The following is a 12,712-nucleotide window of genomic DNA, read 5'->3' as shown; positions in this document are numbered from 1 at the left end:
TACACAACTCTACTAAATTAATAGACTAATTGAAAATAAAAGAAAGTAATGGGGTAAATGAGTATCAGGCATCAGGATCTTGGGCTGGTACAGGTGGAATGATCTTCAATAGCAAAAGGCGTCCTGTTATAACGGGACGCCTTTTGCCTATAATCGCTTGCTGGAATTATTCAGTCACTTTAAATGTAGCTACTGTGCTTTCGATCACAGGCGCCACGCTTGCTTCGTCTTTTACTTTTGCTACACCGGTGATGATATAGGCGATGCCATTTTTCACCACTGTATAGTTGCGGGCGACAACGTCAGCGCCGCCAGTCTGGTCGGAACTGTATTTGAACCATTTACCTGCCAGTCCGTTGATTTCTTTATCACCACTGTCCAGCACCTTGAAATTGCTCATATATTTCCCCATGGTAGCCATGGTTGCTTTATGATAATCCTCGAAACTAAGCTTACCGACATTCTCACTTACAATGTTGATATTGGAACGGAAACCGTCTGTTTCAGTCGGCGCAAACAGGAAAGTCAGTTTGATACCATTCAGCGTGGTATCTGTTTTTCTCCATCCCGCAGGGGCATCAATTGAAAACTTACCTGCGCCGCTGTTCATATTCTGCTGGGCTTGTTCCAGCAGTTCCTTTGACGTCTTTGGGGCGTTATTACCATTCTTACAGGCGCTGAAAAACACGGCTCCTGCAACAATCAGTAAAGAAATGTACTTCATAAATTGGTGTTTATTAATCCGCTAAAGTAAAATCATTTTATTTAAAATCAGCATATTTCGGACAAGGACCGTGCCGTCCATACTATTCTACAATATGCTTTTTTGCAGATTTTCTATATTTAATACAGGTTTTTACCTTTTAATATATTATTTTCAACTTAACTCTTATTGTCATTATTGTCACTACCTGTGCCAGATTATGTGGTAGAATATTTCAAACAGATAGCAAATTATGGTCAGATACTATGCAATATTCAGGGATGGAAGTTATAGTCCGCTACACAATCTTGAATCGATTTCTGCTTTTTCGGAGTACGCGTATATTCTCATGACAACGGATACCTTAAAACCCAATGGTTACGTTGAATCCACCATTTATCAGTTCGTGAATGCAAAAGGGGAACTGGAAATGCTCAGAATCGCCAACTGGGAACTCCTGTATATCAGTCCCTGGACCTTCAATTCAGAAGGCCTCCGTTACTGCCTGTACAACCACCTTACGAAAACAGCCCATGAATTCCGCGGAGAAGAAACCAGCCTTTCCTTCTTCAAAAACGACTTGTTTCCTAAGTTAAGGGAGCTCTCAATTATACCTGATTATCATCAATATCTGCTGAGTGAAAAGGTAGACCTGCTGGAAGAAGAGCTGACTGAACTCAGAAGGCGGCTCTATGAAGTAGAGAAAGTATTGAAGAGATAAGCGTCAAATGACATAACTTGCTATTACTGAACAGACAGGTTATGCGCACATCAGAAGAAATTATCATTATAGGGGCTGGCGCCGCCGGCCTCCTTGCAGCCAGGGAATTATCTGCACATCATAGCGTTACCGTGCTGGAAGCCCGGGATATGATCGGAGGAAGGATACAGACCGTTTACCGGGATGGTGTCAAATCCGCCGAAACCGGCGCTGAATTCGTACACGGTGAGTTACCCATCACACTCGGTCTGCTGAAAGAAGCAGGACTCTCCTACTATCACATTTACGGAAAAATGTTCCAGGTGCGGGACGGTAAATGGGATGCCCGTTACGAAATGATCGAGGATTGGGACGGACTGCTGGAAAAAATGAGCAGCATCCCGACAGATACGACCATGCAGGCGTTCCTGGATGAACAATATCCCGTGGAACAGTATGTCAGTCTGCACGAAAGCGTGAAGTCCTTCGTACAGGGTTACGACCTCGCCGATATGACCAGGGTGAGCGTAAAAGCCCTTTACAGTGAATGGACAAACGAAAGTGAGAATAACTTCAGGATCGACCAGGGTTATACCGCCATGGTCCGTTACCTGGAAGACGTTTGCCTCCGTCAACAGGCCCGTATTGTTACCAGTGCAGTAGTACGCCATATTGAGTGGTCAGCTGGTAAGGTAACCGTCACCACGGAGGCAGGCGCCACCTATACTGCCCACAAAGTGATCATCGCTGTTCCCTTAGGCATCCTGCAACAAGGCCATATCCACTTCTCTCCTGCCCTCCCCGATCAGATGGCAGCAGCCAACAATATTGGCTGGGGTACGGTGATCAAAACAGTCCTGGAATTTAAGGAACCCTTCTGGGAAAAACAGGCACCACAAGTGGGCTTTGTACTGGGAAAGGCGCCCATTCCTACCTGGTGGACGCAACTGCCGGATAAAGCCAATGTGCTTACCGGCTGGCTGGGCGGACCACCCGCTTTTCCGCATCTCCACAAAACAGACGACGAATTGCTGGAAATGGCGCTACAATCGCTGGCCATTCTTTGTAATGAAGACGCAGATACACTGAAAGCATTGCTGACAGACAGCCATATCTCCAACTGGGCGAATGATCCGCATGTAACGGGTGCTTACAGCTACAGTACACCGGCCACAGCGGCGGCACAGGTATTATTGAATACACCGGTGGAAAGCACCCTCTACTTTGCCGGAGAAGCCCTGTATAAGGGCGCCAGTCCGGGTACAGTAGAAGCAGCGCTCAGCACAGGTAAGGGGGTTGCAGAAAGGATCTTACAGGGAATTAAGAATTAAGAATTAAGAATTAAGAATTAAGAATTAAGAATTAAGAACGCGAAGATCTCCGCTGCATTGCAATTCTTAATTCTTAATTTTTAATTCCTAATTGAAAAGGGCGTCGCAGAAGTGACGCCCTTGTTATTCATTCCATTTTTTATAACTAATTACTCATTAGAGCAAACTTTCCAGTAGTGGCTTCAGCTCCGGCATGGAAGGTCTTGGCGCATCAACAGAGACAATATTGCCCTGTTTGTCAAACACCATGAAACGGGGAATACCGTTTACATCATAGAACTTCTGCATGTCAGACCAGCCACCGGCAAAGAGCTGGATACCACCCATTTTCTTCTCTTTCACAAATGCTTTCCATTTCTCTTTATCTTCTGCCTTGTCCGTCGAGATGCTGACAAAAGCTACATTTTTACCATACATTGCTGCCTCCAGTTCCTGCATGAAAGGAATCTCCTTTTTGCAGGGACCACACCAGGTAGCCCACATATCAACCAATACTACTTTTCCTTTCAGGCTCGCCAGACTCACTGTATCACCGTTAATACCCGGGAAGGAGAAGTTGTAGCCTGTCGTCCCTTTTTTGAAAGTGCTGAGGGCTTTACGCGTCTCAAACAGTGCCTTCTGCATATTGTCAGTCAGCAGGTATTGCTTATAAGGCGCAAACACTGCATCAAACTTCTCCAGGGATCTGTAAGACCTGAAATCATTCATTAACCACACCCCTTTCAATGTATCATTGCAAAGCACAGACAAAGACAATTCCACCCGGTTGGCCAGGGTGATACTATCCAATCTTGATGCCGCCAGCATCGCATAACGCTGTACCAGGTCAGCGCCTTCTCCCAGTTCCAGGATAGCGGCAGAGCAATAGTGTTTAGGCTGGAGAATAGTGTTGTAATAAGCAGGCATGTGCTTCCTGTCAGGATGCATAGAACGCGGCATCACCAATATACCCATTGCGGTTGATTCCATGTCCGCGTCAACAGTCATCGTCAGCAGGCGATTGAACACACCATTCTTTGTATGAATGGATTTTTTAAACGTCGCTACTGCAGGCTGAATAGCATCTACTGCCGGGAAAAAGGCACGGTAAGTAGTTGTGTCGTTCAGACTGGTCTTACTTTTCAGTGGTCCGATCAGCTGTTGCCAGGTGTAAAGCAGCTTATTCTCTTCGCCACCTTTTAAAACGCTGTAATGCCCCTGGTCATCCTGAATATCCAGCGTCACCTGCTCGCCGGCCTGCAGATACACCCGGATATTGTTTCTGCTCGCCTTTCCGTCAACTGACATCGCGAGGTAGTAGTAACCGGCGGTAGGTACAGGGATAGCAAACGCGAAGTTATGTGCCGTATCAAGGGTCGTACTGGCGAATTCCACCAGCCGGCCTTCTTTCACATTATACAGTTTCATGCCATTGGCTGTTTTCAGGGCACAATTACCGCTGATCATAGCTGGCGAGGGTGCGGCATAGGTTGCCTTCATACCTGCCAGCGCTGCCAGCAGGAGGATCATTTTTTTCATATGTGAGCAGGTTTAACGTTCTCTGTAAGTGACTGTTTTGATTTTACCAAAGCCGGTGTAAGATTCACTCAATACCAGGTTACCATTCACAGGCGGTACCATATAGAGTTCAAAGCTACCGGCGCTTTCTGCAGGCAGGGCCGGGTCATATACACCCACCTGTAATTTGTTATAGTAAGCTTTCGCTGCTACGGTTGAAGTACCCATGAAGCCATCGCATTTCAGGAAAGACACTGATTTCTGACCATAGTCTATCATCAGTTTTGTAGCTTTTGTGCTGATATCATACTCGTACAATTTTCCGCCTACATTATAAAACACATAGCCCAGGTCAGGGTGTATCGCAATATTCTCTGCCTTTGCAAAGTCCGTCGCCAGTAGCTCCTCATAATAAGTCTGGGCGATGGTTGCAGCCACATTGAATCTTGCCAGGTAATATTTCTGGTGTATAGAATCAAGTATCGCATAAGTGTCCCCGCTATTGAAACGGCTGGTTTCCATAAAGCGGAGGTCTTTACCAGTGGTGAAACTAAAGCGCGTACCTGCAGGCATATCGGTGCAGTTGGCCGGCAAACTGTATATATGCCTCACGAAGCGTTTTTCATCTTCATTGTATAAAACATGTACCTCTGTGGACCCGGCTGAATTGTCAACATACCCTATATATTTTGAAACTTTGAAAGGAACGGATTTTCCATACATCACATTCACCGGTAAGCCAAAATAGATGTTGAACGTATACATATAGTAGTACATGTTATTATCACTTCCATGCAGGTACATGGTACCGGACGTGCGCTGGGTTAACCTGTCCGCATAGAAGCCTGCAGGTAAGGTACTGAATACATCTGTCTGCAAAGGAGACTTCAACTTGAATGTTTCACCATCCAGACGGCTGGTGCCATCAGTTGTACTGACATATACCGCGTGTCCTGTAATAGCAGAAGTGGTACGGACAAACTTTACGTCCACCGGCTTCCCTGTCAATGTAAGACCAGCGCCGATACTGCCTAAGACGTCGTATATAGGTTTGTACCCGTTCACGCCTTTAGATAGCATATCCAGTCGGCTGTTCGCATTGACTTCCGACAGCAATACCCATCCTTCATATACACTGGTCACCACTGCCATCAGGAATCTTTTGGAATAGCTGATACCTGTTTTCTTATCAGTCACCCGGTATATCACGGTGTACTGACCAGACGGTAAGGTAATACGTGCATCGAGATCATGGCCGTAGGACAAGGTATCGTTATCGACCGTATTACCGGTATTTGTAATGGAAGCCACCCACAGATAAGTGTAGTTGCCAGTGTCCTTTGTAGCATCCAGGGTAAAAGACAGGTCAGGCTTCAGGGTAAATACACTGCCATAGTCAACTGTATACAGACTGTCCACGCCAGAGATGTTCACCACATTGACATCGGTGTAATCGTAATTGCCCTTGTCCTTATAGCAGCTGCTCAAAGCAAATGCGGTAAGAATATATAAGAATAATTTCTTCATGTTTAGTTGATAAAAGGATGATCAATCGTTTGCGGTCTGCACACAGATCACTGGGAAGCTTCTCCCATGATCATTTCTCTGCCATCTTCTTCATAAATGATATTTCCGGCTGCGCGCTGCTGGTTAAGGTAGCGTTGCATGGCCTTACCCATATATACCGCTTCTGCAACGGATATGGTAGTAAAATCATTGATGGTCATATCCAGTTGTTCGCATATCAGCAGGATCTTTTTACGGGAAAATTCTCCCAGATAAATATCCAGCCAGCGGGTGGGCTTGGGGATCAGGTCTCCGATATACAAGGTAATTGAACCAGTGGACACGAGAGAGTCTTTCGTCTGGGGCTGTGTCAGTGTCGTATCAAAATCCTGATTGGGCATTAAGCGAAAATGCAGCAGAAACTGGCGTTCTGACATCTCCTTCGTACGGTGAATATGTACGGGAATATACATCCAGGATTTGTTGGCCGGCATGACAAAGGATTCCGCCAAAGGCTCATAATGTACACCCGCTACTGCAGAGCTCAGGCTATCAGTCACCTTTACAATGAAGTTCCTGTCCTGATTAGTCTGCCGTCCCAACAGGTCTACTCTCACCTGCAGGATGCTATCTTTCAGATTGGCATCTGCCAGGGAAAAGGTGAACAGCAGTGTATCGATACGCTGGGTATTTCTCGTATTACCGTAATTGATAGAATTATCGAAATACAGGGTGGAAGTACCACTATAAAAATCTATTGTTTCCTTTTTGCAGGCAGTCATTGCAAGTAGCAACACCGCGGCGATATAGAATGCTTTCATACTGTGATCAGTTGTAAGGAGATTAACGATAATCAGATTCACTTTTCGGCAGCGGCACTACATATGTTTTTGCCGACATGGTAAAGTTGCCGCTGGTAGCGCCACCTCTGGGAACAGTTGCCTGTGCTTTTCTTTTGTAATAGAAAAATACCTGTCCTTCGCCATAAAACTCTTTCTGATATTCTTTCCTGAGTTCCGTCTCTATAGCTGCTGTTGATGGCAGATCTGCCAGTCCGCGGTTATACCTGACCGTATTGAGATAAGCCAGCGCCGCCGTAGGATCAGTTTCGCTTTCTGCCGCGATGTAATACATCTCACTGATACGCAGCAAAGGCATCCTGTAGCGGAACAGTTCCGAGCTATCTTTATTATCCAGGTCTGCAAATTTGAAGAAGCAACGGAAGGTCTTGTTACCACCTGTAGGAATGATCCAGCTTGGATTATAGCGGTAATCGCCTTCCAGTGATTCGTAGGTCGTCGTCAGCCTTGTAGGGTGAGCGGCCAGGATCTTTGCGTCTGTCGTACTGGGCGAAAAACTACCCGTATAAGTCACATACAGTCTCGGACAATAAATATCAAAGAGATGTTCCGTCGAGAAGGTTCTGTCAGGGAAACCGCCATTACCGGTCACCAGCTTCAGGTTTGTCCACGGGAACCATTTCCCGGCGCCTTCTATCACTGCTTTTGCTTCCGCCAGTGCCGCAGGTTTATTCACACGATAGAGCTGTATTCTTGCCTTCAGGGCTTTTACGGCGAAGTAGTTCAGGCGGCCGTTACGCTGTTGTAAAAAGAAGTCCACCTGCTGCTGTCCGGGAATACGGCGCGGACCGGCACTGATCACAGGATCATTACGTAAACAGCTTTCCGCCCGATCCAGGTCAGCCAGTACGCTATCGATCAGATTATTAGCCGGCAATAGCGGACGAACATTAATATCAGCATGGGTGACATAAGGCACGCTCTTACTGGTGGAATCCGTCAGATATACCGGTCCATACAATCGTAGCAGGTCAAAATGCACAAGAGCTCTTATTGCATAAGCCTCTCCCCTGATGATAGAATCCCTGCCAGGACGCAGTACACCCGGATATTTGTCCATGTTCTCCAGCAGATTATTACTGGACATGATCACCTTATATCCATTGGTCCATACAGCATCTATCGCTGGTTCTGTCAGAGAATTGGTATATGTATAATTAGCGTGCTGATACCAGTCATGCCCGCTCGTTCCGGAAACATTATATTCCTGTCCCAGTACGCTTATAAAGGTGAGCGTGAGATTACCACCGTATAGGCTGGCTGATCCCAAATCCTGGTAGAGACCGTTGAGATGGTTGATGAAGCCCTGTTCTGTACTGTAAACAGCACTTTCCACGAACTGATCTTCCGGTTTTACGTCCAGGTATTTTTTGCAGGAGAATAATCCTGCAGATAATAAAGTTATAATAGCAGCGATCCTGAATGATCTTTTCATAATCTTACTTTTAGAAAGTGGCCCTTACACTCAATGAGTAGGAATTCGAGAAAGGATAGTCCGTTCCACGTTCGCTTTTGATAGTCGCCAGGCGGAACACATCATTTGTATAACCTGAGAAACGAAGCGTAGACAATCCGGCCTGACGCATCCATGCTTTGTTCAGCAATTCATAGCTGACATTGATGGATTCTCCTGCCAGGTAGTTATTACGCTGTACATAACGGGAAGTCATTTTCACTGCCGTGAAATCATTGATCGCCTTAAAACGGGATACATCTCCCGGTTGCTTCCAGCGCTCATACAGGGCACGTTTATCCAGGTTCTCTTCTGCTACTTTTCTGACGGAGATATTCTCTACACGGTCATACAGCGCCTGGTTAAAGACGTCGCCACCATAAGTATAGCGGATGTTCATACCAAAGGTGAATGCGCTCCAGCGAAGGTTCGCACTAAAGATGCCTTCCATTGTAGGCTGTGCATTACCAACTACGACCTCATCTCTGGCCTCATAGTCGAATGATTTGGTGCCATCTTTTTTGACAAATACTTCCCTTCCTGTACCAGGATCTATACCGGCAGAACGTACCGCCCAGATAGCATCCGGACTGCTTCCATCTCTGAAGCGCTGGAGTGAATTATTATCCTGTGCCAGATCATTCTGTTTCTCCATCATGGTCAGGAAACCACCGTAGGTACTTTTCTGGTAACGGCCGGTCATCCCCAGCGTCAGATAGAGGTTTCTCTGCAGATTGCGGATGGGTGATGCCTTCAGGTTCCATTCCACACCACGGGTATGCTGATAACCGATGTTAAAAGGGTATGCACTGATACCGGTGGAAGAGGGTGTCGTCACTAATGCGATCAACGGATCGGTGTTCTTTTTATAGTAGTCCACCGTCAATGTGATACGGTCTTTCAGGAACGACATATCCGCACCGATATCCGTTGACATGGAATTCTGCCATTTCAGGTCGGGATTACCAATGTTTTTGATAGTATACCCCTGTCCGAACTGGTTATTGGCTGAATTGATGCCGTAAACGGATTCAGAGGAAAGTCCCTGGAAATTCTGGTTACCCGTCAGACCAATATTCGCACGGAGCTTCAGCAATGTGATCCATTTCACATCACGGAGCAAAGCATCATTGTGCAGGTTATAACCGACACCAGCTGACCAGAAAGGCGAGTATTTATTATTCGTACCAAAGGAAGTCGAACCATCCATACGGAAGGATCCATCCAGCAGGAAGCGGCGGTCGAACATATAACTGGCTGTCGCCAGACCAGCTACGCTACGCCTGACTGACCTGGCATATACAGGTATACCATCGGGCTCATAACCGTAGGCAAAGGAAGGATTACCCGGCGCACCAACAGGGAAGCCTGAAGCCGTAAAAGCCTCGCGAATGCTCTCCTCATTCCTGATCTCGCCACGTGCGTTCAGGTTGACCTGGTGTTTGTCTCGGATCAGTTTTCCGAAGGAGACCATCAGGTTAGCATTGTATCCGAATTGTCTTTGTTCATCGTAGTCATACGTACCTCTGTTTTCTGCGGTTTTACCGATAAAGGTCGTATTCATCGGAGACAGGAAAGTCTTTGTTGTGGCGTTATCAGTGGTGATGTTGATACCACCGGTGATGCGCAGGTCGCTGTTGATATCATAGATCATCTGCAGATTCTCTGAGATGGCCTGTGACTTTGTATAATCGTAACTATTGAGCGTTGCATTATACAATGGGTTTCCGGCGGTATCGATCTGGTTGTTGGAAGTCCTGTATATATCAAGATATGGATCAACCGACCCGTCTGGATTTCTCTTTTCAAAGTAAGGCAATACCTTCACCCACTCTGAAAAAGAACCATATGGAGATTGGTCTGCACGGTATCCATTCAAATAGAGTTTATTGCTGATGTTCAATTTGCCTTTACGGTACTGGAGATCTACGTTGGCGCCCCAGGTGTTACGGCCGGAGCCTTTCATTACACCATTGAGGTCCTTGTAGTTCACACCTACACCATAGCGCATCTGGTTATCTCCACCTTCTGCATACAGGGCATGTCCGTTGGTGATACCGGTACGTACTGGTTCATTAAGCCAATAGGTATTGATGCCACGTTTTACATTGGTAAGGCGCCTGGCATACAGGTCATCCAGCAGGATCTGTGATTCATACAGCGGCGCCATACTCTTGTTGATCGTATATCTGCCTGCCAGCTTTTCATATTCAAGCTTCTCTGTGGCGTTCATCATATTATAGCTGGTCAGGTCAGGCGCTTCCATGCGAAAGTCATAGTTATAACTTACGCGCATAGCGCCTGGCTTGGGCTTCAGTGTTTCGATCACCACAACCCCGTTGGCCGCACGTGCGCCATACAGTGCGGTGGACGCCGCATCTTTCAATACGGTGATAGCGGCCACACGGTTCATATCCAGGTCATTGATAACCTGCAGGGTGGTTTCGAAACCATCTAATATAAATAATGGCTGGTTGGCGTTTGCGTTGGATTGCGTCTGAACGGAGATAAGACTGCTTTTACCACGTATTTCAATATTAGGCATTGCGTTCGGGTTAGCGCCTACCATATTGTTTTCGACGATGACGAAAGAAGGGTCCAGTGTTTTCAGACTTTGCAATACGTTCTGGTTACCTACGGTTTTTAATTGTCCGCCGGTATAAGTCGCGGAAGCGCCTGTAAAGCTTTCCTTCTTACGATTAACGATACCGGTTACAACGACTTCTTTTGCGTTGTTCCTCGATACCAGGGAGATCTTGAGCGATGTACGTCCTTTGAGGGCCACCATTTGTGGCTCCATACCGATATAAGAAACCTGCAGAATGGCGTCCGGAGAGGTTGTTATTTCGAAGTTGCCGCTTTCATCGGTAAAAGCCCCTATATGGCTTTTGAGGTCCAGTATGGTAGCCTTACCCAGCGCCTGCCTGTTGTCGTCTGTAATGTTACCGCGTACGGTCACCAGTTGAGACGCCTGTTCGGTAACCGTGTTGATGTTTGTTGGAGTGGACGCCGGCGTACCTCTTTTGATAACGAGTACCCCGTTTTCCATATTCCAGGAAAGGCGGGCGTTGCCTAATGCTTTGCGCATTACTTCATCGAGGGTAGCGTTTTTCACACGCATGGTAACAGGAGGCAGCTTTTTCAGCTCTTCCTGGTCGTAGATAAAACGTAGTCCGGCCTGTTTTCTAATTTCATTCAGTAATGCAGGTACGGTAATATTCTTTACGTCAAGGGTGATGCCGGGTGTAGCCGGTGTTTGCGCATAGACACCGACGGGCATGAGGGATAGTGAAGAAAAAAGCCCGGCAGGAGCAGCTGCGAGCAGTAACCATACCGCCCCCCGCCTTAAATGGCTTCCATAACAATACTTTTTTTTCATTACTTTTAATGAGATTTAGGTAATAGAACCCCCACTCCTTGTCTCCGACAAGGAACAGGTTTTACTTAGGGCGGGTCTTGTTGCAACCAGGACCCGTCTTTTTTTGTGTGATTGTGCTACTTGTTTACTGCATAACCTGTTATTGTTCTCTCTTTTTGGTTGACATTAAAATGAACGTCTGTCATTTTCTCAAGTAATTCTGTTATGGTGCTGATTTCTTTGTATTGTGGCAGATTTGCTTCGATCTTACGGTTCCTTATTTCGCCCTCAGGTAGTATGATCCTGTAATTATATATCCTCTCAAGCCGGCGGCAGATATCTTCCAGCGTCGTTTCAACAAACACCAGTTCTCCATCTTTCCAGGCCGTATATATATCCGTATCTACATTACGGACCTTCGCGTTGTCGTATGGCGCCTTGCTGAGCAGTTGCTCTCCCGGACTGAGGTAAGTACTGTCCCCCTTATGATGCACTACTATTTTTCCCTGTACCAGTGTAGCTGCGATATTATTTTCGTACGTATTGATATTAAAAGCTGTCCCTAAAACTTTGATGGAGGCATGATTGCTCTGCACAGTAAATGGCCGTGCTGCATCTGTCGTCACTTCAAAATAAGCCTCTCCTTCTACGCTCACGAGGCGTGCATCCTGTGGGAACCTTGATGGATAGCGGAGACGGGTGTCAGCGTTCAGCCATACCTTCGTACCGTCTGACAGTACCAGGTGATAAGTGTATCCTCTGGGCACTATCAGGGTATTATAGGAAATATGATCGTTCGTTTCCTGTCCCTTTTCGTATATCAGTTCCTCACCATTTACAGCTGTTGCGCCATTTAAACGTTTCAAGGTGTCGAGCTGTACTTCGTCTCCTTCAGCAGTAAGTAAGGTAATAGCGGAAGGGGATGATTTTTCGGTTGATCCGGCGGCTAGTTGAGATGGATGCTGACCAGCAGACCAGAAATAGTACCAGGACGCTCCTGCCAGTAACAATACAGCAGCTGCAGCTGCATACCCCCATATCGGACGAACCCTGATTTTCTTTGGTACATTCCAGTCAATATCCTGCTGTTGCAGGCGCTGCCCAAGCGCTGCCCAGCCTTCCTCCACATCCGCCTTCGCCCATTCCTTCAGATCCATCTCCTCTTTTATGGCCTGGTATTGACGCAGCAATGCCTGTTCTGATTCATTCAGATCAGAATCGTCCTGCGTTTGACCATTTTCCAGGTAATGGAGCAGTTTATCGTTGTCGATATTCTTTTTACTGTTGTCCATGGGCTACTACTA

At 46.6% G+C, this 12,712-nt stretch carries 9 protein-coding genes; 2 read left to right on the top strand and 7 right to left on the bottom strand.

Annotation, left to right across the window (positions count from 1 at the left end):
- Positions 1–166: 166 nt before the first annotated feature.
- Positions 167–724: a hypothetical protein gene (locus CPIN_RS16365; protein WP_012790938.1), complete on the bottom strand. Its 558-nt coding sequence runs from the start codon at positions 722–724 to the stop codon at positions 167–169.
- 232 nt (positions 725–956) lie between these two features.
- On the opposite strand from CPIN_RS16365, the gene CPIN_RS16360 reads away from it, so the two are divergent.
- Both CPIN_RS16360 and CPIN_RS16355 read left to right on the top strand, forming a co-directional pair.
- Positions 957–1,424 carry a hypothetical protein gene (locus CPIN_RS16360; RefSeq protein WP_012790937.1) on the top strand — a complete coding sequence of 156 codons (468 nt, stop codon included), beginning with the start codon at positions 957–959 and terminating at the stop codon, positions 1,422–1,424.
- Positions 1,425–1,465: 41 nt separating this feature from the next.
- Positions 1,466–2,734 carry a flavin monoamine oxidase family protein gene (locus tag CPIN_RS16355; protein WP_012790936.1) on the top strand — a complete coding sequence of 423 codons (1,269 nt, stop codon included), beginning with the start codon at positions 1,466–1,468 and terminating at the stop codon, positions 2,732–2,734.
- A gap of 156 nt (positions 2,735–2,890) precedes the next feature.
- Here CPIN_RS16355 and CPIN_RS36720 read toward each other — a convergent pair whose 3' ends face one another.
- From CPIN_RS36720 to CPIN_RS16325, 6 genes are all read right to left on the bottom strand, one after another.
- Complete coding sequence (locus tag CPIN_RS36720; protein ID WP_012790935.1) at positions 2,891–4,252, bottom strand: TlpA family protein disulfide reductase; 1,362 nt, start codon at positions 4,250–4,252, stop codon at positions 2,891–2,893.
- A gap of 12 nt (positions 4,253–4,264) precedes the next feature.
- Positions 4,265–5,758, bottom strand: coding sequence for a PKD-like family lipoprotein (locus CPIN_RS16345; protein ID WP_012790934.1), 1,494 nt, complete (start codon positions 5,756–5,758; stop codon positions 4,265–4,267).
- A 47-nt stretch (positions 5,759–5,805) separates the two neighbouring features.
- Positions 5,806–6,558 carry a DUF4843 domain-containing protein gene (locus CPIN_RS16340; protein ID WP_012790933.1) on the bottom strand — a complete coding sequence of 251 codons (753 nt, stop codon included), beginning with the start codon at positions 6,556–6,558 and terminating at the stop codon, positions 5,806–5,808.
- A 22-nt stretch (positions 6,559–6,580) separates the two neighbouring features.
- Positions 6,581–8,032: a RagB/SusD family nutrient uptake outer membrane protein gene (locus CPIN_RS16335; RefSeq protein WP_012790932.1), complete on the bottom strand. Its 1,452-nt coding sequence runs from the start codon at positions 8,030–8,032 to the stop codon at positions 6,581–6,583.
- Positions 8,033–8,042: 10 nt separating this feature from the next.
- Positions 8,043–11,429 carry a SusC/RagA family TonB-linked outer membrane protein gene (locus CPIN_RS16330; RefSeq protein ID WP_012790931.1) on the bottom strand — a complete coding sequence of 1,129 codons (3,387 nt, stop codon included), beginning with the start codon at positions 11,427–11,429 and terminating at the stop codon, positions 8,043–8,045.
- Positions 11,430–11,545: 116 nt separating this feature from the next.
- The gene (locus CPIN_RS16325; RefSeq protein ID WP_012790930.1) at positions 11,546–12,700 is read right to left on the bottom strand and encodes a FecR family protein; all 1,155 of its coding nucleotides are present in this window, start codon (positions 12,698–12,700) and stop codon (positions 11,546–11,548) included.
- Positions 12,701–12,712 lie beyond the last annotated feature (12 nt).

The organism is Chitinophaga pinensis DSM 2588, assembly GCF_000024005.1.
Classification (GTDB): domain Bacteria; phylum Bacteroidota; class Bacteroidia; order Chitinophagales; family Chitinophagaceae; genus Chitinophaga; species Chitinophaga pinensis.
This window is presented reverse-complemented; position numbering and strand designations above follow the sequence as displayed.

Bases quoted from the DNA above. Each gene is read 5' to 3' on its own strand.
- CPIN_RS36720 (WP_012790935.1), bottom strand. From the start codon at position 4,252: ATGAAAAAAATGATCCTCCTGCTGGCAGCGCTGGCAGGTATGAAGGCA.
- CPIN_RS16345 (WP_012790934.1), bottom strand. From the start codon at position 5,758: ATGAAGAAATTATTCTTATATATTCTTACCGCATTTGCTTTGAGCAGC.
- CPIN_RS16335 (WP_012790932.1), bottom strand. From the start codon at position 8,032: ATGAAAAGATCATTCAGGATCGCTGCTATTATAACTTTATTATCTGCA.
- CPIN_RS16340 (WP_012790933.1), bottom strand. From the start codon at position 6,558: ATGAAAGCATTCTATATCGCCGCGGTGTTGCTACTTGCAATGACTGCC.
- CPIN_RS16360 (WP_012790937.1), top strand. From the start codon at position 957: ATGGTCAGATACTATGCAATATTCAGGGATGGAAGTTATAGTCCGCTA.
- CPIN_RS16365 (WP_012790938.1), bottom strand. From the start codon at position 724: ATGAAGTACATTTCTTTACTGATTGTTGCAGGAGCCGTGTTTTTCAGC.
- CPIN_RS16355 (WP_012790936.1), top strand. From the start codon at position 1,466: ATGCGCACATCAGAAGAAATTATCATTATAGGGGCTGGCGCCGCCGGC.
- CPIN_RS16330 (WP_012790931.1), bottom strand. From the start codon at position 11,429: ATGAAAAAAAAGTATTGTTATGGAAGCCATTTAAGGCGGGGGGCGGTA.
- CPIN_RS16325 (WP_012790930.1), bottom strand. From the start codon at position 12,700: ATGGACAACAGTAAAAAGAATATCGACAACGATAAACTGCTCCATTAC.